This window comes from Streptomyces sp. NBC_01013 (assembly GCF_045162765.1).
Lineage (GTDB): Bacteria > Actinomycetota > Actinomycetes > Streptomycetales > Streptomycetaceae > Streptomyces.
Genome location: NZ_CP108687.1, coordinates 7,665,715 through 7,689,840, shown reverse-complemented (window position 1 = coordinate 7,689,840; position 24,126 = coordinate 7,665,715). Strand labels below are relative to the sequence as shown.

18 protein-coding genes and 1 pseudogene are annotated in these 24,126 nt (G+C 71.1%); 8 read left to right on the top strand and 11 right to left on the bottom strand.

Annotated features, from left to right (window positions below; all coding sequences use genetic code 11):
- Positions 1–9 precede the first annotated feature (9 nt).
- The 5 genes from OG538_RS33395 to OG538_RS33375 form a co-directional block, all read right to left on the bottom strand.
- Positions 10–1,449: a polysaccharide lyase 6 family protein gene (locus tag OG538_RS33395; protein ID WP_406099273.1), complete on the bottom strand. Its 1,440-nt coding sequence runs from the start codon at positions 1,447–1,449 to the stop codon at positions 10–12.
- Between the two features lie 48 nt (positions 1,450–1,497).
- Complete coding sequence (locus OG538_RS33390; RefSeq protein ID WP_406099271.1) at positions 1,498–2,844, bottom strand: alpha-L-fucosidase; 1,347 nt, start codon at positions 2,842–2,844, stop codon at positions 1,498–1,500.
- A 64-nt stretch (positions 2,845–2,908) separates the two neighbouring features.
- Positions 2,909–3,775: a carbohydrate ABC transporter permease gene (locus OG538_RS33385; RefSeq protein WP_306081104.1), complete on the bottom strand. Its 867-nt coding sequence runs from the start codon at positions 3,773–3,775 to the stop codon at positions 2,909–2,911.
- Complete coding sequence (locus OG538_RS33380) at positions 3,772–4,743, bottom strand: carbohydrate ABC transporter permease (protein WP_406099270.1); 972 nt, start codon at positions 4,741–4,743, stop codon at positions 3,772–3,774. The genes OG538_RS33385 and OG538_RS33380 overlap by 4 nt, the downstream gene beginning before the upstream one ends.
- Positions 4,740–6,068 (bottom strand): extracellular solute-binding protein, encoded by a 1,329-nt coding sequence (locus tag OG538_RS33375; RefSeq protein ID WP_406099268.1) that lies wholly within the window; start codon positions 6,066–6,068, stop codon positions 4,740–4,742. Before OG538_RS33375 ends, OG538_RS33380 begins: the two co-directional genes overlap by 4 nt.
- 390 nt (positions 6,069–6,458) lie before the next feature.
- On the opposite strand from OG538_RS33375, the gene OG538_RS33370 reads away from it, so the two are divergent.
- Complete coding sequence (locus OG538_RS33370) at positions 6,459–7,469, top strand: hydroxyacid dehydrogenase (RefSeq protein ID WP_406099267.1); 1,011 nt, start codon at positions 6,459–6,461, stop codon at positions 7,467–7,469.
- Between the two features lie 403 nt (positions 7,470–7,872).
- Positions 7,873–9,258 (top strand): MFS transporter, encoded by a 1,386-nt coding sequence (locus OG538_RS33365; RefSeq protein WP_406099266.1) that lies wholly within the window; start codon positions 7,873–7,875, stop codon positions 9,256–9,258.
- 64 nt (positions 9,259–9,322) lie between these two features.
- On the opposite strand, the gene OG538_RS33360 is transcribed toward OG538_RS33365, so the two are convergent.
- Together OG538_RS33360 and lnt are read right to left on the bottom strand one after the other, a co-directional pair.
- On the bottom strand, positions 9,323–9,805 hold the full coding sequence (locus tag OG538_RS33360; RefSeq protein WP_406099265.1) for an NUDIX hydrolase: 483 nt from the start codon (positions 9,803–9,805) through the stop codon (positions 9,323–9,325).
- Between the two features lie 30 nt (positions 9,806–9,835).
- Positions 9,836–11,431 carry an apolipoprotein N-acyltransferase gene (gene lnt / locus OG538_RS33355; RefSeq protein ID WP_406099264.1) on the bottom strand — a complete coding sequence of 532 codons (1,596 nt, stop codon included), beginning with the start codon at positions 11,429–11,431 and terminating at the stop codon, positions 9,836–9,838.
- Between the two features lie 193 nt (positions 11,432–11,624).
- Between lnt and OG538_RS33350 the strand changes: the two genes are divergently transcribed.
- Entirely contained in the window at positions 11,625–12,734 is a 1,110-nt protein-coding gene (locus OG538_RS33350) for an O-antigen ligase family protein (RefSeq protein ID WP_406099262.1), read from the top strand.
- 18 nt (positions 12,735–12,752) lie between these two features.
- Here OG538_RS33350 and OG538_RS33345 read toward each other — a convergent pair whose 3' ends face one another.
- Both OG538_RS33345 and OG538_RS33340 read right to left on the bottom strand, forming a co-directional pair.
- Complete coding sequence (locus OG538_RS33345) at positions 12,753–13,316, bottom strand: hypothetical protein (RefSeq protein WP_406099261.1); 564 nt, start codon at positions 13,314–13,316, stop codon at positions 12,753–12,755.
- Positions 13,317–13,385: 69 nt separating this feature from the next.
- Positions 13,386–14,171, bottom strand: a complete 786-nt coding sequence (locus tag OG538_RS33340; RefSeq protein ID WP_406099260.1) for a glutamate racemase — start codon at positions 14,169–14,171, stop codon at positions 13,386–13,388.
- Between the two features lie 58 nt (positions 14,172–14,229).
- Between OG538_RS33340 and OG538_RS33335 the strand changes: the two genes are divergently transcribed.
- Positions 14,230–15,402, top strand: a complete 1,173-nt coding sequence (locus OG538_RS33335; RefSeq protein WP_406099258.1) for a glycosyltransferase — start codon at positions 14,230–14,232, stop codon at positions 15,400–15,402.
- 13 nt (positions 15,403–15,415) lie between these two features.
- On the opposite strand, the gene OG538_RS33330 is transcribed toward OG538_RS33335, so the two are convergent.
- On the bottom strand, positions 15,416–16,768 hold the full coding sequence (locus OG538_RS33330; protein ID WP_406099257.1) for a TerD family protein: 1,353 nt from the start codon (positions 16,766–16,768) through the stop codon (positions 15,416–15,418).
- 256 nt (positions 16,769–17,024) lie between these two features.
- On the opposite strand from OG538_RS33330, the gene OG538_RS33325 reads away from it, so the two are divergent.
- From OG538_RS33325 to OG538_RS33310, 4 genes are all read left to right on the top strand, one after another.
- Complete coding sequence (locus tag OG538_RS33325; protein ID WP_406099255.1) at positions 17,025–17,507, top strand: DUF6643 family protein; 483 nt, start codon at positions 17,025–17,027, stop codon at positions 17,505–17,507.
- Between the two features lie 56 nt (positions 17,508–17,563).
- On the top strand, positions 17,564–18,388 hold the full coding sequence (locus tag OG538_RS33320; RefSeq protein WP_406099254.1) for an MOSC domain-containing protein: 825 nt from the start codon (positions 17,564–17,566) through the stop codon (positions 18,386–18,388).
- Between the two features lie 131 nt (positions 18,389–18,519).
- Positions 18,520–19,125: a hypothetical protein gene (locus tag OG538_RS33315; RefSeq protein WP_406099253.1), complete on the top strand. Its 606-nt coding sequence runs from the start codon at positions 18,520–18,522 to the stop codon at positions 19,123–19,125.
- 152 nt (positions 19,126–19,277) lie between these two features.
- Positions 19,278–21,710: a right-handed parallel beta-helix repeat-containing protein gene (locus OG538_RS33310; protein ID WP_406099252.1), complete on the top strand. Its 2,433-nt coding sequence runs from the start codon at positions 19,278–19,280 to the stop codon at positions 21,708–21,710.
- On the opposite strand, the pseudogene OG538_RS33305 reads toward OG538_RS33310, so the two are convergent.
- Positions 21,683–24,054: pseudogene (locus OG538_RS33305) on the bottom strand (hypothetical protein); the annotation flags it as partial. The gene OG538_RS33310 and the pseudogene OG538_RS33305 overlap by 28 nt on opposite strands.
- Positions 24,055–24,126: the final 72 nt, after the last annotated feature.

Below are 24,126 nucleotides of genomic sequence, written 5' to 3'. Positions count from 1 at the left end.
AACGGGGTGTCAGGCGGCCTCGGGGCCAACGTCGGCCGGGGTAAGGGGTCCGCGCCTCGGAGTACGGCGGGAGTGTTCGTCCGCGCCCACGTCCCGGGTCCGGCCGCGCGGCTGACCGTCGATGTCGTGGGTGATGGGCGGCCACCGCAGCGTGCCCGCGTCGATGGCCGGGCTGTCGGCGGCCGGCCGGGCGATGCCGTGTGCGTCCGTCACCAGCCGCGGGTCGGTCCGGGTGCCGCCGCCCGCGGGTATGTTGCCGTCGTCGGCGGCGCCCCACAGGAGGTTGCCCGACCAGGTGAAGCGCACGGTGTCGGCCATGTCGACCAGTCGGCCCGTGTCCGCGACGAACAGGTTGTCGGCGACAGTGACGTCCCGTGGCTCGTGCGGGCGATGGCTCTCGCCGGAGAGGGTGCCGTCGTTGTTCACCAGGGTGTTGTAGGCGATGAGGACACGGTCGGGGGCGTCGTTGCCGCGGCGCGTCCCGGCCGGCTCGCCGGGCAGGTGGTCGCGTTCCGAACCGCTGCCGATCACCAGGGCGCGCCCGGACAGGCCGGCGAGGTGGTTGTTGACGATCACATGGTCGTTGCCGTAGATGCGCACCCCTTCCGTGCCGTCGATGAGGTGGTTGGCCTCCACCCGGTTGCCGTTGCCGTGCCGCAGGACGATGCCGCCGGTGCTGTGACGGATGGTGTTGTGCCGGATGACGTTGTCAGAGCTCTTCACCGAGATCGCCTCGGGGTCCCCGTTCGCGCGTTCGAAGAGGTTGTACTCCACGACCGCGTGGGCACTGGACAGCGCCCGGGGGCTGACGCCGAGCCGGATCGGCTCGCCGCCGTTGGACCCGGCGAAGGTGTGGTCGGAGAAGTAGTTGCGGTACACGTGGACGCGCTGGGCCATGTCCTCCGTGCCGGCTCCCTCGATGCCGAGGTAGATGCCGAGCGTGCTCTTGCCGTGGAAGTGGTTGTGGTCGACCGTGCTGTCGTCGGCGCGCACCATCACGTAGTGCATGCCCTCGATGTCGGCCAGCTGGAAGTCGTTGCGGGTGAGCCTGATGTGCGAGCAGTCCGGGGGGATGTCCAGGGTGCTGCTCTGGCGAAACGAGAAGCCGCTGAGGGTGATGTGGCTGGACGCTTCGATGACGAAGCTGTGGGGGCCGTCCAGGACGACGCCGCCGCGGGTCCGGGCGGCGATGGTCACGGGTGTGCGCTCGGTGCCCTGCTTGTCGCGAATCGTGAGGGGGCGGTCCGGCGGGACTGTGTACGTGCCGTCGGCGACGACGATCCGGTCACCGGGCCGGGCCCGGTCGATCGCCGCCTGGAGCTCGTCCAGGGTGCGGACGGCCGCTGGGACCGGGGCCGGGGCCGCGCTTGCGGTCAGCGGTCCGCCGACGGGGACGGCGGCCAGCGCCGCCCCTGTTGCGGTGCCCATGAGGAACGTGCGGCGTTGCATGGTGCCTCCGTGAGTGGGGTGGACGGGCGGGCCCTGCGCGGCCGCGGGTCAGCGGTCGGCCGGGTCGGCCGGGTCTGCCGCGGTCTCCAGGAACAGTTCGATGACGGGGACGGGGGTGTCGGGGCGCCGGACCGGGATCTGGAGCGTGAGCGTGCCGGCGGGCTGCCCTCCCATCTCGGTGTTGACCGCGGGCCGGCCCGGTTCGATGTGGACCGGGATGATCTCCGAGGCGTCGTTGAGCAGTTGGGCGTACCGCACCCGCCCTGCGAGGCCCGGCAGGTGCAGGTGACGCAGCGGCCACGCGAACAGGTGGACGTAGAGCCGGTCGCCGCGCTGGGTGTAGCGGCATTCGGCGGGTGCGGTGTACGGGGACGGGCCGCAGCCGCGGATCGACCGCTCGTGCAGCTCCGTCCACCGGCCGATCTCGCCGAGGACCTCGGTGTCGCGCGAGTCGAGGTCGCCCCGGCCGGTGGGGCCCACGTTGAGCAGCAGGTTCCCGCCTTTGGACACCCCGTCGACGAGCATCCGGATCAGCAGGTCGGCGCTCTTGCGGTCGAGGTTGTCGCGGTCGTAGCCCCAGCTGCCGTTGAGCGTCTGGCAGGCCTCCCAGACGACGGGGCGCCCGTTCTCGGTCATGGGGCCGGAGGGCTGGTACTGCTCGGGGGTGATGAAGTCCCCGGGGAGCCCGGTCCGGTCGTTGATGAGGACGTGCGGCTGGAGTGCGCGGATCATCTCCAGGAGCTTCGGGGAGTCCCAGTCGTCGGGTCCCTTGCCGCCCCACCAGGTGCGCCCGGCGTAGGAGAAGTCGAAGAACAGGTAGTCGACGCGTCCGAACGACGTCAGCAGTTCCCGGACCTGGCCGTGGAGATAGCGCTGGTAGTCGCGGATGTCCCGGCCGGCGTGGGCGGCCTTGAACTCCTCGTCGTCGCGCTGCGGATGGGTGCCGTCGACCGGGAAGGACGGGTGGTGCCAGTCGATCAGCGAGTAGTAGAGGCCGACCTTGAGCCCTTCGGCCCGGCACGCGTCCACGAACGGGCCGACGAGGTCGCGGCCGTACGGGGTGTTGGTGACCTTGTACGAGGTGAGGGCGCTGTCCCACAGGCAGAAGCCGTCGTGGTGCTTGGCGGTGAGGACGACGTAGCGCATGCCGGCGGCCTTGGCCGCCCTGGCCCACTGGACGGGGTCGTACCGGTCGGGATCGAAGTGGTCGAAGTAGACCTGGTACTGCTCGTCGGTGAGCTTCTCCCGGTTCTTGACCCACTCGTGCCGCGCGGCGAGGGAGTACAGGCCCCAGTGGACGAACATGCCGAACCGGGCGGCGGTGAACCATGCCGTCTCCGGTGCTTCTTCGGGAACCGGGGTCGCGTGCGGGGTGGTACCGGCGCTCGGGGTCATGGGGCATCGCTCTTTCTCGTACGGGGGTGTCGCACTCAGGTCTCGTGCACGCGGCCGGGAGGGCTCAGCCCTTCAGCGCGCCGGAGGACAGGCCGCTCACGAAGGACCGCTGGAAGAACAGGAAGACGATCACGGAGGGCAGCAGCGCCAGCAGGGAGGCGGCCATCACCACTCCGGGGGTGACGGCGGGATCGATCCGCAGGGTCCGCAGCGCCAACGGGAGCGTGTACGAGGAGGAGTCGGTGGAGACGAGGAGGGGCAGCAGGTACTGGTCCCAGATCATGGTGAAGCCGAACACCCCGATGACGCCGAGGGCGGGCTTGCACATCGGCAGGATGATCTGGGCGAAGATCCGCAGGTCTCCGGCGCCGTCGATGCGTGCGGCCTCTTCGAGTTCGCGGGGCACGTCCTTCATGAACTCGGTCATCACCAGGATGGAGAATCCCCAGGCGCCCAGGGGGACGATCATGCCGGCCAGGGTGCCGATCAGGTTGAAGTGGACGACCGGCAGGTCGGCGAGGATCAGGGACAGTGGCAGGGCCAGGATCTCCTCGGGCAGCATCAGCGTGGCCAGAATGGCGACGAGCACCAGCGCCATGCCGGGGAAGACCTTCCGAGCCAGCGCGTAGCCGGCCAGGACGGAGACGGCCACCTGGAGCAGCAACCCGAAACCGACCACGAAGAACGAGTTCAGCAGGTACGTGAGCACCCCCTGGTCGAAGGCGATCCTGAAGTTGTCCAGTGTGACGCCCGAGGGGATGACGCTGAGCTGGGTCGGGTCCTTGACGTGGCCGAAGGCGCTGACGAGCAGGGCCAGCAGGGGCCCCGCGAACACGATCAGGACCAGCAGATAGGTCACGGCCTTCAGGATCCGGCCGCCGACGCTCCGGCTCTCGGTCAGGCCCAGCGCGGTCTCGGTCTGCGTACTCACTTGCTCTCCCTCCGCCGCAGCAGTTGGACGACGACGGTCAGGATCAGGGTCGCGACGAACAGCAGGACCGCTCCCGCCGCTCCGACGCCGAGCCGGTTCTGCTCGAGTCCGAGTTTGTAGATGAGGGTCATGACGACCTCGGTGGAGCCGTCGGGCCCGCCGTTGGTGAGCAGGAACACCTCGGTGAACACCCGCAGTCCGCGGATCGCGGCGAGGATGAACAGGATCGAGAAGACCGACCGCAGTCCGGGCACGGTCACGTGCCACACCCGTTGCCGCCTGTTCGCGCCGTCGACCTTCGCCGCTTCGTACAGACCGCGGTCCACGCTCGTCAGACCGGCGAGAATGATCATCATGTCGTAAGGGGCGCCCCGCCAGATGCCGGTGAGCATGATGGAGGCCATCGAGGTGTCCGGGTCGTTGATGAACCCCGACGGGCCCAGCCCCAGCACGCCGAGGAGGGAGTTGAGCATGCCGTCCTCGGTCGGGTGGTACATGATCCGCCACAGTTCGGCGACGACCGCTATGGGCACCACGACCGGGAGGAACGCCGCGGAACGCACGAATCCGAGCCGGCGGCTCTGTCCCTCCATCAGCAGGGCGAGGGCGAGGCCCACCGCCATCGAGCCGGCCGTCTGACCGGCGGCGAGGACGACGGTGTGCCACGCGGCTTCGCGGAATCCGTGGGACTGGAGCACCGTGGCGTAGTTCTCGGTGCCGACCCACTTGTTCCCCAGGTAGGGCTGAACCTCCTGGAAGGACATGGTCAGTGCGCTGGCCATGGGGATGAACTTGAAGTACAGGAAGAGGAGCAGAGCGGGAGCGAGGAACAGCCAGGGCGTCCACCACCGGCCCGATCTGCGGCTGCGTCCCGGACGTCCGGTGACCGCGCTCCCCTTGCGCCCCGGTTTCCGGGGGGCGGAGCCGGCCGCCGGCAGGGCAGCCTGTTCCGCCTGGTCGAGACTCATGACGCGGCGATCCCCTGCTCCTTGAGGATGTCGGCGAGCTGCTTGTCGAGCTCGCCCAGCTTGGCCTCGGTGTTCAGGCCGCAGTCGGCCATGAGCGCGTTCACGGTGTCCGCCGTCGCCTGCCGCACCGGGGTCCAGTTCGGGATGGAGGGCGCGTAGCGTCCGGAGTCCTCGTACGCCTGGGCGTAGGTCTTCCAGCGGGGGTCTGTCCGCACCTGGGAGACGTCGACGGTCTTGTTGACGGGAAGCTGCACGGTGTAACCGGTGGCGCCCGCCATTCCCGTTTTCTGGCCCTCGGCGGAGACCGCGAAGCCGGCGAAGGCGTCCTGGCCCGCCTGGTTGTCGGATCCGGCCATCAGGTAGACCGAGCCGCCCTCGGCGAGGACGGTGGCGTCCTTGGGCCCCTTGGGCATCGGCACGACCTCGTACTTGTCCTTGCCGAGGGTCTCGTCGAACCGGGGCAGCAGGTAGGGGCCGACGACGAACATGCCGGTCCTGCCCGCCTCGAACGTCTCGTTCGTCGGCGGGGTGTCCATGGTCACGGCGCCGGGCTGGATGGCCTTGTCCTTGCAACCCAGGTCACGGAACCACTGCATGGCCTTGACCGACGCCTCGCTGGTCATCGCCGGCTTGTACGTGCCCTTGCCGGCCTCGGTGATGAAGTCGCCGCCCGCGGCCCAGAGGAAGTTGGAGAAGTACCAGGAGGCGTACCCGCGCTTGGTGGACAGCGGGGCGGCGAGGCCGGCGGTGTTCTTCTTGCCGTCGCCGTCGGGGTCCTGGGTGGTGAAGGCCTTGGCCATCGCGGCGAAGTCGTCCCAGTTCTGCGGGACGTCGAGCTTCAGCTTCTGCCGCCAGTCCTTACGGATGAGCAGCGCGGATGCCTGCGCCGAGTACGGCAGCCCGTACTGCTTGCCGTCGACGCTCTTCCCGGAGTCCAGCCCCTGGCCGATTATCTGCCCGCTGTCCTTGATCTTGTCGAGATCGATCTCCCGGAGCAGTCCCTGGCTGTGCATGGCTCCGAGCTGCGTCACGTCGTTCATGACGATGTCGGGGAGCTTCTTCTGGGCCGCCCGCTGCTGCAGCTTGGTCTCGAAGTCATCGAAGATGGCGGTGACCTCGACCTTGTAGCCCGTGGCCTTCTCGAAGGCGGCGGCGAGCTTGAGCGCGCCCTGCTCCCCCGGTCCGCCGGGTGTCGTCCTGGTCCAGAGCTCCAGCGAAGCCTTGGAGTTCTGCTTGGCGTCCACTCCGGCAGGCCCGGACGAACAGCTGGTGAGAACCAGTGCCGAGGCGAGGACACCGGCACCGACCCATCGTGATCTCTTCATGACAACTCCTGTTTCGCCGCATCACAGTCGGCCGGGAAAGCGCTTGCACGGACCGTAACGGGGCCTGAAGCGACGGTCAATAGTCCGATGAATACGAAACGCTTCATGCCGCCACCGAGTCAGACGCCCCTAAGCGTGCACTCATCTCCCCCTGAACCCGCCACACATGAGCGACAAAAGTCTCTGGAACCACCAAAATTGAACATCCGAACTTCGCGCAGCCCCTCCCAATGATCCGATGTATGGTCGTGCGGGCCTCTGAGTCTCGTAGCGAACAGGCCACACCAATCCGCGCCATCCAGTCAGACATTTATCCCCACGCCCGAGCAGGGGTCGCGGCAGTCATCCGGCTGCCGGTCCGCCTCCGGACAGGCAGGAGACCGACCCGACATGAACGAACCGACCGCCGCACCGACCGCCCTGCTGGTCATGGAGGAAGAACGCCGGGCGGACGTCTATCCGCCCGAGGTGCTGGCCGGGATCGACCGGCTCGTGCGCCGGAAGGAACCGGCCCTCACACTGCAGGAACTCGCCGAGCGCCCCGAGGTGCTCAGCGGGGTCGACATCCTGCTCACGGGCTGGGGCGCTCCCGTCCTCGACACCGCCTTCCTGTCGCATGCCGCCGGGCTCCAGGCCGTCCTCGTCGCGGCGGGTTCGGTCCGGCACCTGACCACTCCCGCCTTCTGGGCGCGCAACATCCCGATCGTTTCCGCCGCCGCGGCCAATGCCGTCCCGGTGGCGGAGTTCACCCTCGCCCACGTCCTCCTCGGACTGAAGCAGACCCATCGCATCGCGCGTGAGGTGGCGAGCAGCCGCCGCTTCCACCGCGATCCCGACGTCCCGGGCGCCTACCGGTCACGGGTGGGACTGCTGGGGCTCGGCCACATCGGCCGGCTGGTCGCCAGCCACCTCGCCCGCTTCGACGTCCAGGTCCTCGCCACCGACCCCGTCGCGTCCCCGGAGACCTCCCGGCAGACGGGCGTCCAACTGGTCTCCGCCGAGGAACTCTTCGCCACCTGCCACGTCGTCAGCCTCCACGCACCACTCCTGCCCGAGACCCGCGGCACCATCGGGGCACGGCTGCTGAACTCGATGGGGCCGGGCGCGACTCTGATCAACACCGCGCGGGGCGCGCTGATCGACGAGCCGGCCGCCGTGCGTGTCCTGCGCGCCAGGCCGGACCTCACGGCCGTACTCGACGTCACGCATCCCGAGCCCCCGGCCCACGATTCGCCGCTCTTCACCCTCCCCAACGTCATCCTGACGCCGCACCTGGGCGGCGCACTGGGCGCCGAACGCCACCGCCTCGGACAGCTCGTGCTCGACGAACTCCGCCGCTTCACCAGGGCCGAGCCACTGCAGCACGCCATCGACCCCGCAAGCGCCGCATCACTGGCCTGACCTGACCCGACACTGCCGCGGCTCCCTTCGACCAGGGACTTCCGGTGTACGGACGTCCTGCAAGGCGGCCATGCTGTACCGAAGGACGAGGTCCGGGCAAGCCCGATCGGGGGCCTTTTCGCGGGCATGCGGTCCAGGTGCGTCACGTCAGCGAAACGTCAGCGAAACGTGAGCAGGACGTCAGTCGGACGTAAGCGGAGAACGTAATGATCGACCGCAGCCGACGCGCTCGGCCTCCCGTTCACTCGGCGCATTTCTCCAGTCTCGTTGTGCCGGTCGTAGTGGCCCCGCGCACACCCCGCCCGAGAACTATGGTGCCCCACCACATACGCCCCTGACCTGCCCCTTCCTACGGTGTGGCGACACGTCCCCGTCCCCGCCGACCGTCCCGGAAGTGGTACCCATGGCCGCCCCAGCATCCGCTCCCCCGCCTGCCTCCAACCTCCGCCGCATCGTCGCCGCCAGCCTCATCGGCACGACCATCGAGTGGTACGACTTCTTTCTGTACGGATCAGCCGCCGCCCTGGTCTTCAACAAGCTCTTCTTCCCCGACTCCGAGCCCCTGGTCGGAACACTCCTGTCCTTCCTCACGTACGCGGTCGGCTTCGCCGCGCGGCCGATCGGGGCCCTTGTCTTCGGGCACTACGGCGACCGTCTCGGGCGCAAGAAGCTGCTGGTGCTCAGTCTGCTGATGATGGGCGGAGCCACGTTCGCGATCGGGCTCCTGCCGACGCATGCCACGGTCGGGGTCGCGGCTCCGGTCCTGCTCACCGTGCTGCGACTGGTGCAGGGCTTCGCCCTCGGCGGTGAATGGGGCGGGGCCGTGCTGCTGGTGTCGGAGCACGGAGACGCGAAGCGCCGCGGCTTCTGGGCCTCGTGGCCGCAGACCGGTGCGCCGGCCGGGCAGTTGCTCGCCACCGGGGTGCTCTCCGCACTCACCGCGCTCATGTCCGACGCGGCATTCGAGTCCTGGGGCTGGCGTATCCCGTTCCTGCTCTCCGGTGTGCTGGTGATCATCGGTTTGTGGATTCGTCTGTCTGTCGATGAATCGCCGTTGTTCAAGGCCGCGCTGGTCCAGGCCGAAGAGCGCAGGGCCGCCTCCGGCGCGACGGAGAAGATGCCGGTCGTGGCCGTGCTGCGGCACCACTGGCGCGACGTGCTGATCGCCATGGGCGCCAGGATGGCGGAGAACATCAGCTACTACGTCATCACGGCGTTCATCCTCGTCTACGCGACGACGGCGGCCGATCTGAGCAAGCAGACGGCGCTCAACGCCGTCCTCATCGCGTCGGCGATCCACTTCGCCGTCATCCCCCTGTGGGGCGCGCTGTCGGACCGGGTCGGGCGCAGGCCGGTCTACCTGGTCGGCGCGGTCGGGGTGGGGCTCTGGATGTTCCCGTTCTTCGCGCTGATCGACAGCCGGAGCTTCTGGAGCCTGCTGATCGCCGTCACCGTCGGACTGTTCTTCCACGGGGCGATGTACGCACCGCAGGCGGCGTTCTTCTCGGAGCTGTTCGCGACCCGGATGCGGTACTCGGGTGCGTCGATCGGCGCCCAGTTCTCGTCCGTCGCGGCCGGTGCCCCGGCACCGCTCATCGCCACCGCGCTGCTCGCCGACTACGACAGCTCGACGCCGATCGCGCTGTACGTGATCGCCGCTGCGCTCATCACCGTGCTGGCCGTCGTCTGCGCCAAGGAGACCCGGCACCGGGACCTGGCGGACGTCGACCCGGATGCCGGGCAGAACCCGTCCGAGGCCAAGCCCGCAGAGACGGCACACAGCGTGTGACCCGAAGCGGTTCCGGGAGGGGGGGGTGGGCAGACCTGTCAGGTCCGCCCACCCCCCCTCCTCGTCACGTCTGCGGGTCGGTGGCCTCGAACCAGGTGGGCCCGTCGGTCATCGACTGCTTGATCCGGAAGAGCGCGAACTCGTCCAGCGGCGGCAGCGCGTCGACGTGGAACCAGCCCACATCCAGCGACTCGTCGTCATTGACCCGGGCCGTGCCCCCGGTGGCGCGGCAGCGGAAGGTGATGTCCATGTACTGGCAGCGGTCACCGTTCTCGTACTGCATGGCCGCCAGGGCCTGGGTGAGCACCACCCGCTCCGCCACGCACTGCACGGCCGTCTCCTCGTACACCTCGCGCTCCGCCGTCGCCGCGGGCTGTTCCCCGGGCTCGGGGATGCCTCCGATCACCGACCACTTGCCGGTGTCGGCGCGCCGTCCGAGGAGGACTCTGCCGTCGTCGTCGAAGACGACGGCACTGACGCCGGGAAGCAGGAGCAACTGGTGCCCCGCGGTGGCGCGGATCTCGCGGATGAAGTCAGGAGTGGCCATGCGACGACCCTACGTGGCGCGCCGGCCGGTTCAGCGGGCGCGCCGTGCGCGCACCGCCCGCGTCGTCACCCAGCCGAGGCCGGTCACCGCGAGCAGGGCCAGCAGGCCCTCGGGCAGCGGGCCCATCCTGGTCGCCGGGGTGAGCGAGGAGCGCAGCGGCACCTCGTCCACCAGGGCGTCCGGCGTGAACATCTTCGTCTTCTGGACGACCGTGCCGTCCGGGCGGATCACCGCGCTGACGCCGCTGGTGACCGGGACGACCACGGAGCGGCTGTGCTCGACCGCGCGTACCCGGGACATGGCGAGCTGCTGGTAGGTCATCTCGCTGCGCCCGAACGTGGCGTTGTTGCTGGGGACGGCGATCAGCTGGGCGCCGTGCTCGACCGTGTCGCGCACGGCGTCGTCGAACGCGGCCTCGTAGCAGGTGACCAGCCCGACGTCGGTGCCCGCCAGGTCGAAGACACCGACCTTCTTGCCCGGTCCGAAGTCGCGCTGCACCCGGTCGACGTCCGAACTGAAGATGCGTACGAAGGAACGCATCGGCATGTACTCGCCGAACGGCTGGATGTGCCGCTTGTCGTAGGTGGCCACGGGCCCCTTGTCCGGGTCCCACTGGATGAGGGTGTTGCGGAGGTTCCCGGTGTCGGGTTCGACCACCGCGCCTACCACCGTCGGCACACCGATCGCCTTCACCGCGTCGTCGATGACGATCCTCGCGTCGGCATTGCGGTAGGGGTCGAGGTCGGAGGAGTTCTCCGGCCACAGGACGAAGTCCGGCTGCGGGACCTTGCCCGCCTTCACGTCCCGGGCGAGCTGCTCCGTACGGTTCGCGTGGTTGTCCAGAACCGCGCGGCGCTGGGAGTTGAAGTCGAGTCCGAGCCGCGGCACGTTGCCCTGGATGGCGGCGACGGTGGCGGTGCCGTCCTCCGCGGAGTCGTCCACCAGGGGCAGCGACGCGAGGGCCGCGGCGACGGGTACCAGAACGGCGGCAGCCGTCGCGGCGGCAGCGAGCCGGGGCAGTTCGCCCGTGGTGCGGTGGATTCGGAACCGCCGGACCACCTCGAAGAGGCCGAAGCCGCACAGCACCACGGCGAAGGAAAGGAGAGGGGTGCCGCCCAGCGCCGCGAGCGGGAGGAACACGCTGTCCGCCTGCCCGAAGGCGATCTTGCCCCAGGGGAAGCCGCCGAACGGCACCCGGGCCCGGAGTGCCTCGTCGAGCGTCCAGACCGCGGCGGCCCAGAGAGGCCAGCCGGCGAGCCGGGACACGGCGGAGATGCCGATGCAGCCGACGGCGATGAACAGCGCCTCCGCGGCGGCGAGGGCCAGCCACGGCACCGGTCCGACTTCCTCGCCCGTCCAGTGCAGCAGCGGCAGCATGAAACCGAGTCCGGCGAGCAGGCCGAGGCCGAACGCGGCGCGGAACCGGCGCTCGAACAGCACCCAGCCGAGCAGGGCGAACCCTGGCAGGACCAGCCACCACAGCGGCCGGGGCGGGAAGCTCGCGTACAGCATCACGCCGGAGAGAACCGCGGCGGCGGGGCGTGCCAGGCGCGGCAGCAGGCGGCGGGCCCGGGGGGCGGATTCAGGCATCTGCGGGTCGCCGACCTGGGCGATGGTGGTGCTCACCCGGCGGAGTCTACGGTGGCGGGACGGGTACCGGGGAGCCCCGTCCCGGTGGCGGAATACCTACCGCCGGATCGTTTCTCCGCATCTTCTGCACATATGGCCGCCATGGCCGTTAACCTGTGCGCCAGTCCCCCGCCGACGGGCCGGATCCGGCCATCGCGGACAGGACGACCACAGGCCGGGGGCGCGCGTGATGGCTGCACCAGCAGAGCGGGGCTCCGACGGGGGCAACGCGTCGGACGTCGCCGGGGCAGTGATACTCGCCGCCTGCGCCATCTGGTCGCTGATCAGCGCGGCCGGACGCGAGACCCGTCCCGAAGGGGTGCTGCTCGCTCTGCTCGCCGTCGCGGCGGGATTCGCCTGCGGCCGCATCTGCGGAACGCTGCTGCCGGTGGCCACCGCGTCCGTCGCCGCCCTGGCCGCCCTGGTCATGGCCCTCGTCTGGCGTCACGGCATGCCCGGCGCGACGGCCGCTGTGGACACATCGCCCGGACACACCGGCGCCGCCGCCGCGCTGCTGGTCCTGGCAGCCGGGGCGGCCTGTTGTGCGGCGGCCGCGGCCCGGCGCGAATCGCTGCGGTTCGCCCTGCGGCTGCTGGCGCTCGGCGCGGCCTGCGCCTCGCTCGGGCTCGGCTCCGCCGCCGGGTTCGCGGCGGCGATCGGCGTGCTGCTGTGTTCCCTGGCGGCGGCCAGGATGCGGCGCCGGCTGCTCGGACTCGTCGGCTTGGCACTGGCTGCCGGCCTGGCAGTGGGCGTCTCGTGGGCGGTGGCCGAGGACATGCTGCCCGACGGGCTGGCGGTCTCCTTGGAGGGGCAGCTGACCGGCAACCGCGTGCGGCTGTGGCAGGACGCGGCACGACTGGCCGGGGAGCACCCGGTTCTCGGTATCGGACCCGACCGTTTCGCCGAGCTGAGCCCCACCGCCCAGCAGGCCCTGGGCTCGGACGGCAAACCGCACTCGGCCGCACTGCAGCAGGCGGCGGAGCAGGGAGTGGTCGGTGTGGCGCTGCTCGGAGCGGCGTTCGGCTGGCTCCTGTACGTACTGTGGCGCTCGCCGCGCAGCACCGCGATCGCCCTGACCGCGGGGGCGGCGCTCACCGCTCTGGCGGTGCTGGCGAGTGTGGGCAACGCGCTGAGCTTCACTCCGGTGACGGCGGGGGCGGGGCTGCTCGCCGGGCTGGCGTCGGCCAGGCGGCCGATCGGAGCGAACGGGCCCGTCGGCGGCGACGGGGCGGAGCAGGCTCCGCCCGGCGGCGACGGCGTGCCCGGAGATGGTCCGAAGTCTGCCCGGGCCGGGCTGTGAAAGGGGGCGGAGGCTGGATCAGGCCCCGGCCGGTGCCCCGGTGGACGGCAGGTGCAGGCGGTCGCGGATGAACCGTACGCCCGCCTCCGCGTCGTCGACCGTGACCGTGAAGGTCCTGCCGTCGCCGAGCCTGAGCACCAGGCCCTCGCCCCGCCGCACGATCACGGCCGTGCCCTGCTCGGGGCGCCAGCGATAGCCCCATCCGCCCCATTGTCGCGGGGTGACCTGGGGAGCGAACTCCGCGCCCACCACGTGGGTGAGCAGGATCCGGCGGCGCGGCAGCCCCATGTGGCCGCAGCGCACTTCGAGGGCGTCGCCGTCGACGCGGACCGCCACGTTCACGAAGGCGAGGGTGCCGAACAGCATGAGCAGTCCGGCCGCCACGCAGCCGATCACCGACATCAGCAGCGGGGCGATGCCCGAGGTCCAGTTGGAGCTGACGGCAAGCTGGATGCCGAGCGCCAGGCAGGCGGCACCGGCGGCCGCGAGTACCCACTGGGTCCGGTTGGTGGCCCTGCCGGTCCAGACCGCGGTGTGGGTTTCGGCACCGGTACGCGTCGGTTTTCGGGGGTGGTCCTCCATGCCAAGCAGCGTACTGAAGAATGCGAGCAAGGGGACGGGTCGGACGGCGCCCGCCGGGTCGTAGGACGGTCAGCGGGCGGAGCCGACGGCGGCGAGCCCGCGCCCTTCCTGGTAGGCCAGGGCGGCTTCCGGCAGTTCGGACAGGTGCCCGCCGAGGAGCACGGTGACACCGGTCGAGGGTTCGGCCGACAGAGCGGCCTCGGCCCCGATCCGGCGCAGGGCCTGGGCGGCGACGGCGCCGGCGGAGCCGTACAGGACGAGGGGCGGGCGGCCGGGCAGCTGAACGGCGCTGCGGATGCGCTCGGCGACCAGTTCGTAGTGGGTGCAGCCCAGCACGACGGCCTGCACATCGGGCGGGGTGAGCGCGGCGGCGGCGGCCAGGGCCTTCTCGATGCCTTCCTCGTCCGCGTACTCCACGGCGTCGGCCAGGCCGGGGCAGGGCACCTCGGTGACGGCCGTGGCCCCGGCGAAGTCGCGGATCAGTCCGCGCTGGTACGGGCTGCCGGTGGTGAGGGGGGTGGCCCAGATCGCGACAGGGCCGCCGGTGGCGGCGGCCGGCTTGATCGCGGGAACTGTGCCGATGACCGGCAGCTCAGGCTCCAGCTCGGCCCGGAGCGCGGCCAGTGCGTGTACGGAGGCGGTGTTGCAGGCGACGATCAGCGCGTCCGGCCGGTGGTCCGCGGCGGCCCGGGCGACCGCGAGGGCGCGTGCCGTGACGTCCTCGGGCGTGCGGGGGCCCCACGGCATGCCGGCGGGGTCCGACGAGAGCACCAGATCGGCGTCCGGCCTCAGCCGGCGTACTGCGGCGGCGGCGGCGAGCAGGCCGATTCCGGAGTCCATGAGGGCGATCTTCACCCGGTCACCATAGTCGACCACCCTTGCGGTCCCGGCTCAGTGGGGCAGACTTCGGCCAATGAGCGCCGTTGCCTGGATCGCCGTGGGTTCGCTTGTCGCGTGGGTGTGGCTGCTGCTGGGGCAGGGATTCTTCTGGCGCACCGACCAGCGGCTGCCCCGCCGCGCCGCCCCGGCGCGCTGGCCCTCGGTCGCCATCGTCGTGCCCGCGCGTGACGAGGCCGACATGCTGCCCGTGAGCCTGCCGTCGCTGCTGGCGCAGGACTACGCGGGCCACGCCGAGATCTTCCTGGTGGACGACTGCAGCAAGGACGGCACGGGTGATCTCGCCCGTGAGCTGTCCGTGCGGTGCGGGGGGCTTCCGGTCACCGTGGTGTCCCCCGGGGAGCCCGAGCCCGGCTGGACGGGCAAGCTCTGGGCGCTCCGGCACGGGATCGCGCTGGCCCGGTCGCGGGATCCCGAGTACCTGCTGCTCACGGACGCCGACATCGCGCACGAGCCGGACAGCCTGCGCAAGCTGGTGGCGGCCGCCGGTTCGGGCGGCTTCGATCTGGTCTCCCAGATGGCGCGGCTGCGGGTCGAGAGCGTGTGGGAGCGGCTGGTCGTGCCGGCCTTCGTCTACTTCTTCTCGCAGCTCTATCCGTTCCGGTGGGTGAACCGGGCGGGGACGCGGACGGCGGCCGCGGCGGGCGGATGTGTGCTGCTGCGGACCGAGGCCGCGGTACGGGCACGCGTGCCGGAGTCGATCCGGCAGGCGGTGATCGACGATGTCTCCCTGGCACGGGCGGTGCAGCGCGGCGGCGGGCGGATCTGGCTGGGGCTCGCGGAGCGGGTGGACAGCGTGCGGCCGTATCCGCGTCTGAACGATCTGTGGCGCATGGTCTCGCGCAGCGCGTACGCCCAGCTGCGGCACAATCCGCTGGTGCTGCTGGGCACGGTGCTGGGCCTCGCGGTCATCTACCTGGCGCCACCCGCGACGCTCGCCGCGGGGCTGCTCGGCGGCGATCCGCCGGCCGCCTGGGCCGGGGGCGTGGCCTGGGCCGTGATGGCAGGGACGTACATGCCGATGCTGGGGTACTACCGGCAGTCGCTGTGGCTCGCTCCGCTGCTGCCGTTCACCGCGCTGCTGTACCTGCTGATGACGGTCGATTCCGCGATACAGCACTATCGCGGCCGCGGTGCGGCCTGGAAGGGGCGCACGTACGCCCGTCCCGAGGCCGCACCGGATCAGTGACGGCTCCGCGGTCTCACTTGCGGCCGGGTGTCCAGTTCATGCCCCAGCCGTATGCCTGGTCGATGGTGCGCTGCGGACTCACTCCGCGTTGCGGCACGAGGTAGCGGGCCTCACGCTGCACGGTGAGGTCGTTCCCGTTGGTCGTGATGAGCGCGAGCGCACAGACCGTGGAGGGGACGGTGCATTCGTCGAGCGAGAAGTCGATCGCCGCACCGTGCTGCGGCTGGAGGGTGACGGTCGCGTGCAGATCCGCGAAACTCCGGGCCCCTTCATAGATGGTGACGAAGATCAGGACCCGGCGGATCCTGGCCTTCTGGTCGAGGTTGATCGTCAGGTTCTCACCGGAGGCGACGGCGCCCGTCCGGTCGTCACCGTCGAGCTGGATATACGGCGGTTGCTGGAGGGCGCCGAAGGCGTTTCCGAGTGCCTGCACCACTCCCTTGCGGCCGTCGGTCAGTTCGTAGAGGGCGCAGAGATCAAGATCGAGATCCGCGTGGTGTGCGACGGCCCTGCCGAGTTTGCTACCCCACCCCTTGAACTGCTTGCGCACTTCCCAGTTGAGATTGACACGCATGGCTCCCGAAGTTCCGCCCTGTTTCGCGAGCGATACGGACGGCGCGTCCTTGGTGAGCGTGACCTTGGTCAGACGGACGGGCTGGGTGACGGGTGGCGCCGGGGGCGCGGGAGGGACCGGTGGGGCCATCGGGGCGGCGAGCGTCGGCTGGGGGTACTGCGCGGGAGGCGGTGTGGCGGCAACCCGCGTGGCGGGGTGGGGTGGTTGGGGCTGCGGGGGTGTCTGGGGCCGGGGAGCCGCTGCGGCCTGCTGAGGTTCGTCGACGGAGATCCCGAAGTCGGTGGCCAGCCCTTCGAGGCCGGTCCCGTAGCCCTGGCCGACCGCCCGGAACTTCCAGGCTCCCTGGCGCCGGTAGAGCTCACCGAGGATGAAGGCGGTCTCCACCGTGGCGTCGGTGCTGTCGAAGCGTGCCAGCTCCGAGCCGTCCGCCGCGTCCGTGATCCGTACGTAGAGCCCGGTCACCCGTCCGAACGAGCCGCCGTCCGCCGAGGCCGCCAGCACCACGCGGTCGATGGCGGGCTCCACCCGGGCAAGGTCGACGGCGAGTGTGTCGGTGGCCGCGCCGGTGCCGGTCCGCTTGCCCTCGTGGCGTACCGCTCCCGATGCGTGAGCCGGCTGGTTGTAAAAGACGAAGTCCGCGTCGCTGCGCACCTTTCCGGACCCGAGGAGAAGGAGCGCCGAGGCGTCCACGTCCGGCGTCCCGGGGGCGGCGCGCCACCCCAATTCGACGCGCACGGCCTGGGCCGCCACTGGAACGTTGGTTCCTTTTAGCATGGTCATGCTCGCCCCCATCGCGAGTCCGGCTGCCGAGACCTTTCCCGGTCAACCTAATGCCCGTCCCGCCACGAGGCCCACAGAGATGCCCGGACGGGTCCGCGGACCCGCTGGTAACCCCCTGTGAACTCGCCTTTTACACGATCAAGACGGTCCTGGGCGCCCTTTTTTCCCAAGTTCGCTCGCATTGGGGATAGCTGTTCACTCACAACCCGTAAAACAACCCTCTTATCGGGCTCCCCAATCAGCACATCGTGGGCTTAACTTAGGTGCCATGACCTCCCCCCGCTCCACCTACGGCGGCGGCTACTACGCCGCACCGTCGTTCCCCGACACTCCGATCTACGACTCCCTGGTCGCGGAGCGGGGCACGCCTCAGATCGCGCCGATCCGAGTGCCCGCCGCCTATGACACCGGCAACAGCTATCTGCCGGCGCTCCCGTCGGCCCTGCCGGCTCTTCCCGCGGCGCCCTCCCAGCCGAATCCGTCGTACGGCTACCAGCAGCCGATGGCGCAGCAGGGCTACGCGCCGATGCAGCCGGCGCAGTTGCAGCACGCCCCGGCGCCGTACATCCCGCAGCAGCCTTCCGCGGGTCGCGGCGGTTACCAGTCGCCCCCGCAGTACCAGCAGCCGCAGCGCCCCGCGCCGAGCACCGGCTACGAGTCGATGCGCCCGGCGTCACCGCGGCCGGCTCCCGCGCAGCAGTCGCCGTACGAGGACCCGTACAACCGCCCGTACCAGGGCCGGGGCTACTAGGACCACGCCCCGCACGCGGCGAAGGACCACCGGGGAGCGGCTGGCAGGATGGAGGCATGCCCTCCCCCGAACTGGTTGCCGTCCACATCCACCCGGTCAAATCGCTGGCCGCGTGCACAGTCGGCGAGGTCGCCGTCGAGCCATGGGGACTCGACGGCGACCGTCGCTGGATGCTGGTCGATGCCACGGGCAAAGTGGTCACGCAACGACAGCTGCCCCGCATGGCACTGATCTCCGCCACGCCCGTACCGGATGGTGGAATCGTGCTGGCCGCGCCAGGGAGCGCGGCACTCGGCGTGGAGGTCCCGGCGCCGCGAGGGACGATCGGCGTGGTGCTGCACCGCAGCCGGCTCGACGTGGTCGAGGCGGCGCCGGGCGCCCACGCCTGGCTCGGAGAGTTCCTCGGCGCGGAGGTCAGGCTGGTCCATCTCGACGCGCCGGACCGGCGCAGACTCATAGACCCCGCCTACGCGCGCCCGGGTGAGACAGTCAGCCTGGCCGACGGCTTCCCGCTGCTGCTCACCACGCTGGCCTCGCTCGACGCGTTGAACTCGCTCATCGCCCGGGGCGACCGCCCCGGCGAGGGACCGCTGCCGATGAACCGTTTCCGGCCCAACGCCGTCGTGGCCGGCACGGATGCCTGGGCCGAGGACGGCTGGACCCGGCTCGCGATCGGCGACGTGACGTTCCGCGTGGTCAAACCCAGCGCCCGCTGCGTCATCACCACGACCGATCAGCACACCGCCCTCCGCGGCACCGAGCCCCTGCGCACGCTCGCCCGCCACCGCCGGTCCGGCCAGGAACTGCTCTTCGGCCAGAATCTGATCCCGGACACGACGGGCGTCATCCGCGTCGGGGACCCCGTGCGCATCCTGGGTTGAAGTGCCGTAGAAGCGGGAACTCGCGGGTACGCACGGCGGGTTGACGGGGTGAGGTTGCTCTCTCTTCGCCGCTCCGCCGCGCGGGCCACGCCGTATCGGGTTATGACGGATACGGAAGGGGGTGCAGGACTGTGCGAGCACTCACGGGAGTCTGGCGTTGGCGGCACAATTCCCTGCGCCGCGCCACGGACAGGCGCGAGGCGTGGGTGGCTCTGGTCGCGTTTCTTCTGCTCGTGGTGGCGGCGCCGGCCCTCGGCTGGTACTGCGGAGCGCGTACCGACCACCGGCTGCAGGAATCGGTGCGGGCGCAGCAGGCGGACCGTCGCTACACCACCGCCGTCGTGGTGCGTCGAGTGGCCGACCGGCGCCATGTGTCCGACCCGGAGGTCTCCACGGACCGTATGAGGCAGACCACGGTGGTGGCCCGCTGGCATGCCCCGGACGGTACGGCGCGCAGCGCCACGGTGACGACCACCTCGCGCGACACCGCGCCCGGCGCCCGGGTGCGGATCTGGACGGACCTGGCGGGCGACCTCGCACCACGGCCTCTGGACGCGCCGACGGCGCACACGCATGCGGCGCTGGCCGGGTTCGGCGCGACGATGCTGTCGGTCCTGCTGATCGAGGGCGGGCGGCGTCTGGTCGTATGGCGCATGGTGCAACGGCGGTACGAGCGGCTCGACCGGGCATGGGCCAAGGCCGGTCCGGACTGGGGCAGGACGGGCACCGGCAGCTGAAGAGCTGCTGATCGGGTCAACTCCCGCCCTCCGCGCGCGCTACGGTGGACCGGCCCGCCCGTCACTCCTGCAGGCAGGCCCCGGGGCGATCGCTGCCGCGAGGCCGGTGACACGGGCATCACACACGCACGAGGTGGGGGCACAACAGCGCCATGGCACAGGGCACGGTCCAGGTGACGCACACCGGCACATCGCGGTGGCGGCGCCGCACAGGCGAATACGCCTCCCTCACCGCGGCTCTGGAGGCTGCGGCGGACGGTGATGTGCTCACCGTCGCGCCGGGCACCTACCGGGAGAATCTCGTCATCAGCCGTGCGGTGACCCTGCGTGGGCCCGAGGGCTCCGTCGGTTCCGTGCGGATCGCCCCCGTCGACGGCGTCCCGCTGACCTTGCGTGCCTCCGCCGTCGTCCAGGACCTGCATGTGGAGGGCCAGGACTCCGCCTCTCCGGCCCTGCTGGTCGAGGAGGGCGCACCGGACCTCGCGGACCTGCGGATCGTGACCCGCTCGGCCGCCGGCATCGAGGTACGCGGGGCGGCCCGGCCCACCGTGCGCCGCTGCACCGTCGACAATCCGGCCGGCGTCGGCATCGCCGTCCTCGACGGCGCGGGCGGGGTGTTCGACGAGTGCGAGATCGTAGCGGCCGGGCAGTCCGGCGTATCGGTGCGCGACGGGGCGCATCCCCGGCTGGAGCGCTGCCGTATCCATCACGCCTCGGGCTCGGGTCTGTCCGTCACGGGTGAGGGCAGCGGTCTGGAGGCGGTCGGCTGCGAGATCTACGAGATCAAGGGCAGCGGGATACAGGTCTCGGGCCGTGCAGCCGCCCATCTCACCGACTGCACGGTGCACCGCACCTCCGCGGACGGCGTCACGCTGGACACCGACGCGGTCCTCACGCTGGCGGACTGCGACATCCACGACATTCCCGAGAACGCGGTGGACCTGCGGTCGCGCTCCGTCCTCACACTGACCCGTTCGACGGTGCGCCGGTTCGGCCGCAACGGGCTCTCGGTGTGGGACCCGGGCACCCGGGTCGACGCCAACCAGTGCGAGATCCACGACAGCACCGGCGACTACCCCGCGGTCTGGGTCAGCGACGGGGCCACCGTGATACTGGATTCGTGTCGCGTGCACGACGTGCCCGACGCCCTCTTCGTCCTCGACCGGGGCTCGCGCGCCGATGTCGTGGACAGCGATCTCTCCCAGGTCCGCAACACGGCGGTGTCGGTCAGCGACGGGGCGACCGCGCAGCTCGACGACTGCCGGATCAGGGAGGCGTCCACCGGGGCCTGGTTCCGCGACCACGGCAGCGGCGGGACCCTGAACAACTGCACCATCGACGCGGTGCAGACCGGAGTGATCGTCACCAAGGGCGCCGATCCGACGATCGAGCGCTGCACCGTCACCTCCCCCGCCGAAGCCGGTTTCTACGTGTCGGCCGAGGGGCGCGGCACCTTCCACAGCTGCCGGGTCACCGGCAGCGAGGGATACGGCTTCCATGTGATGGACGGCTGCCGCACGACTCTGACGCGCTGCCGCACCGAGCGGTGCGCACGGGGCGGCTACGAGTTCGCCGAGGGGGCCGCCCACGGTGATGCCTCGTCCACCGGGCCGGTCGTGGAGGACTGCACCAGCGACGAGAGCGGTCTGCGTACCGCCACTCCCCCGGCCCCCACCGTCCTGACGGCCACCCAGTCGGCCCCCGGGCTGCTGGGTGCGGTCCCCGCGCCGCGCGCCGCGGAGCCCGTGACGGCGGAGGCGCCGGCCGAGCCCGCGCGTACGTCGGGAGCGGTGCTCGGCGAACTGGACGCGCTGGTGGGCCTCGACAGCGTCAAGCGCGAGGTGCGGGCACTCACCGACATGATCGAGGTGGGGCGCCGGCGTCAGCAGGCCGGTCTGAAAGCGGCTTCGGTCCGCCGCCATCTCGTCTTCACCGGCTCTCCCGGTACCGGAAAGACCACCGTGGCCCGGCTGTACGGGGAGATCCTGGCCTCCCTCGGGGTGCTGGAGCGGGGCCATCTGGTCGAGGTGTCCCGGGTCGACCTGGTCGGCGAGCACATCGGCTCGACCGCCATCCGTACCCAGGAGGCCTTCGACCGGGCGCGCGGCGGGGTTCTGTTCGTCGACGAGGCGTACGCCCTGTCCCCCGAGGACTCCGGCCGGGACTTCGGCCGGGAGGCGATCGACACACTGGTGAAGCTGATGGAGGACCACCGGGACGCGGTGGTCGTCATCGTCGCCGGGTACACCCACGAGATGGAGCGGTTCCTGACCGTCAACCCCGGAGTGGCGTCCCGGTTCTCACGGACCATCACCTTCAGTGACTACCAGCCCGACGAGCTTCTTCGTATCGTCGAGCAGCAGACCGAGGAGCAGGAGTACAGCCTGGCGTCCGGGACCGGGGAGGCGCTGCTGAAGTACTTCACCGAACTGCCCAAGGGGCCCGCCTTCGGTAACGGCCGTACGGCCCGCCAGACCTTCGAGTCGATGGTCGAACGGCATGCGGGCCGGGTCGCCCAGCTCGCCGAGACGAGCACGGACGACCTCACTCTGCTGTTCCCGGAAGACCTTCCGGAACTCCCCTGAGCCCTCTCCCCGATACGTCCGCCTGGTGGGGCAGAACGGGGACGAGCCGCTCCAGGAGCGCGGCACGCTCCTCGGCGAAGACGGGGTCCGCCTGGTAGTCGGAGTGCCCCAGCACCGGCTCGGGGAGCGGGTGCTCGGGGGTCCGCCCGTAGACCAGCGGGTCCTTCAGCGGGCCCCGGTCCACCTCCGGCCCGGACTCCTCGCCGAGGCGCACCTCGCCGCCGATCGGATCGGTGGCCCGCCAGAGGTTGCGCCAGCAGTGGACGGACCGGTGCAGCCCGTGCAGTTGTACCGGGCCGAAGTAGGCCGGGAACCAGCGTCCGTAGAGGCGTTCGATCGGCGAGCCGTACGTGAGCAGAGCGACCCGGCCGCGGGTCCGGGCCGGCAACTGCCAGACGGCCGCGGCGGCCAGGACGCTGCCCTGGGAGTGGCCCGAGATGACGAGCCGGCCGCGGGTGCGAGCGGTCCAGCCGGACATGCGTGAGGCGAGGTCGGGGACGGCCCGCTCCGCGTAGCACGGCGGGGCGAAGGGGTGCGCGGCACGCGGCCAGAACGTCCCCACGTCCCAGAGGATGCCGATGGTGCGCCGGGCCGAGGCGTCCCGGTAGGCGCGCCGCCCGCAGGCGACGAACACCAGGAAGCCGAAACCGATGAGCCAGGAACCGGTGGACTGCGCCGCCTCCGCCACCGATTCGACGAAGGGGCTGCTGCCGTCCATCGCGAGGCCGGGCACCTGACCGCTCGCCCACGCCCCGCCGACCGCCGCCGCACCGAGCAGCAGCGTGGCGCCGGAGACCAGGCCCAGCATGCCGGGTGCGGAGTCGGTGAGCCCGGCCATGGCGCGGATCCGGGCGATCTGCCTGGTCCGCACGGGGTCCGGACGCTCCTCGTCGTACTCGGCATCGACCAGCGACTCCAGCCGACGGGCCGCACGATACGTCCGCAGGCCGAGCACGAGGCCCGGCAGCAGGAGCAGGAGCAGGAGCACCGGGATGACGGAGGCCTGCCAGCTGAGGAGCACCGGTGGCCCCTCTATGAAGGCGCTGCGGCCCATCCCGGGGCTGCCGGGACCGTCGAGCCAGTCCGCGACGCGCTGGGCCACACCGCCGGTCATCACACCGCCCAGCGCGCAGGCCAGCATCGCGACGGCGGGCCCGCCGAGTCCGTGCAGTACGGTGCGCGGCTCGGGACTGCGCCGGTACAGATGCAGGGACACGGCGGCGAGCACGACGACGAGCGCGCCCTGGGCGAGGGTGACGACGCGGAACATGACATCACCCGGGAGCGCTCCGGCGGAGACCCAGCCGGGGCGTGACCACGCGGCGTGAAGGGCCGCGACGACGAGCAGGACGAGGGCGGCCGAAGGCAGGTACGTGACGACGGCGCGGTCGATCCGGTTGTCCAGGCGTCGTTCGCTCCGGCCGCGCCGGCACACCACCCAGACCACGACGAGTGCCCCCACCACGAGCAGTGCCTCGATCATCCGTCCGAACACCTCGGGCACCGGTCCGGTGACGGAACGGTCCCTGCGGGCCGCCGCGCCCGCGACGAAGGCCGTGACGGTGAGGAACCCGGCGGCCGTGTGTGCGGCGCGAAGGCGCGCGACGAGCCGGCGCCCGTACCAGAATCCCGGCCGCCCGAGCGCGGGGCGCACCACAGCGGCCCCATCCGCGCCGGGGGCCGACGGCGGTGTGTCGTCCTCCGGGTCGGTACCGGTGAGCGGACGCTGGGACTCGTAGGCGCTCCAGGTCCTGTTGGACAGGTACCAGAGCAGGCCCACGAGTGCGGTCGGCGCCAGGGCGGCGAGGGCGAGACGGCGGCCCGGCTGGGACCACCAGCCGCCCTGCGAGGCCGACAGGAAACCCAGCCACGACCGCTGGTCGGAACAGTCCTGCACGCCCGCGCACTGCCAGGCGGTCAGGTCGAGCGCGACCTCGCAGACGGCAGCGGTCAGCAGGACGGTGAGGCTCAGCGCGAGGAGCCGCACGAGCACGCCGTACAGCCGGATCGCCCGGCGACGGCGCGTGGCTGCCGGGCGCATCCAGTGGGCGATGTTGATCACCATGAACGGGAGCAGCAGGAGCCACAGCGCGCGGGAGCCGTTGCCGGAGGTCAGATTCGACCAGCAGTACGCCTCGGGGATGGGCCGGTCCCGGTAGCGCTCCGGGTGCGCCTCCGCGTCGACGTCCCCCGAGCGCCGGTAGATGGCGGCGGTGGGGTCGCCCGTGACGCGGACGGTGCGCGGATCGACCAGCATCTCCTGGGGGGTGGTTCCGCCCACGCCGTGGACCAGCAGTTCCAGTGCGGGCCCCTCGCTCTGTGGGGGCTGGGTGGCAGGTGGCACGGGGTGACTCGCTCTCGGAGGTGGGAGTACGCGGCTGATGCCCGGTCACCAGAGTGGTGGATGAGCCCGGGT

Excerpts from the sequence above, each read along its gene's own strand:
- OG538_RS33395 (WP_406099273.1), bottom strand. The coding sequence starts at position 1,449 with ATGCAACGCCGCACGTTCCTCATGGGCACCGCAACAGGGGCGGCGCTG.
- OG538_RS33390 (WP_406099271.1), bottom strand. The coding sequence starts at position 2,844 with ATGACCCCGAGCGCCGGTACCACCCCGCACGCGACCCCGGTTCCCGAA.
- OG538_RS33380 (WP_406099270.1), bottom strand. The coding sequence starts at position 4,743 with ATGAGTCTCGACCAGGCGGAACAGGCTGCCCTGCCGGCGGCCGGCTCC.
- OG538_RS33375 (WP_406099268.1), bottom strand. The coding sequence starts at position 6,068 with ATGAAGAGATCACGATGGGTCGGTGCCGGTGTCCTCGCCTCGGCACTG.
- OG538_RS33370 (WP_406099267.1), top strand. The coding sequence starts at position 6,459 with ATGAACGAACCGACCGCCGCACCGACCGCCCTGCTGGTCATGGAGGAA.
- OG538_RS33365 (WP_406099266.1), top strand. The coding sequence starts at position 7,873 with ATGGCCGCCCCAGCATCCGCTCCCCCGCCTGCCTCCAACCTCCGCCGC.
- OG538_RS33360 (WP_406099265.1), bottom strand. The coding sequence starts at position 9,805 with ATGGCCACTCCTGACTTCATCCGCGAGATCCGCGCCACCGCGGGGCAC.
- OG538_RS33350 (WP_406099262.1), top strand. The coding sequence starts at position 11,625 with ATGGCTGCACCAGCAGAGCGGGGCTCCGACGGGGGCAACGCGTCGGAC.
- OG538_RS33345 (WP_406099261.1), bottom strand. The coding sequence starts at position 13,316 with ATGGAGGACCACCCCCGAAAACCGACGCGTACCGGTGCCGAAACCCAC.
- OG538_RS33335 (WP_406099258.1), top strand. The coding sequence starts at position 14,230 with ATGAGCGCCGTTGCCTGGATCGCCGTGGGTTCGCTTGTCGCGTGGGTG.
- OG538_RS33330 (WP_406099257.1), bottom strand. The coding sequence starts at position 16,768 with ATGGGGGCGAGCATGACCATGCTAAAAGGAACCAACGTTCCAGTGGCG.
- OG538_RS33325 (WP_406099255.1), top strand. The coding sequence starts at position 17,025 with ATGACCTCCCCCCGCTCCACCTACGGCGGCGGCTACTACGCCGCACCG.
- OG538_RS33320 (WP_406099254.1), top strand. The coding sequence starts at position 17,564 with ATGCCCTCCCCCGAACTGGTTGCCGTCCACATCCACCCGGTCAAATCG.
- OG538_RS33310 (WP_406099252.1), top strand. The coding sequence starts at position 19,278 with ATGGCACAGGGCACGGTCCAGGTGACGCACACCGGCACATCGCGGTGG.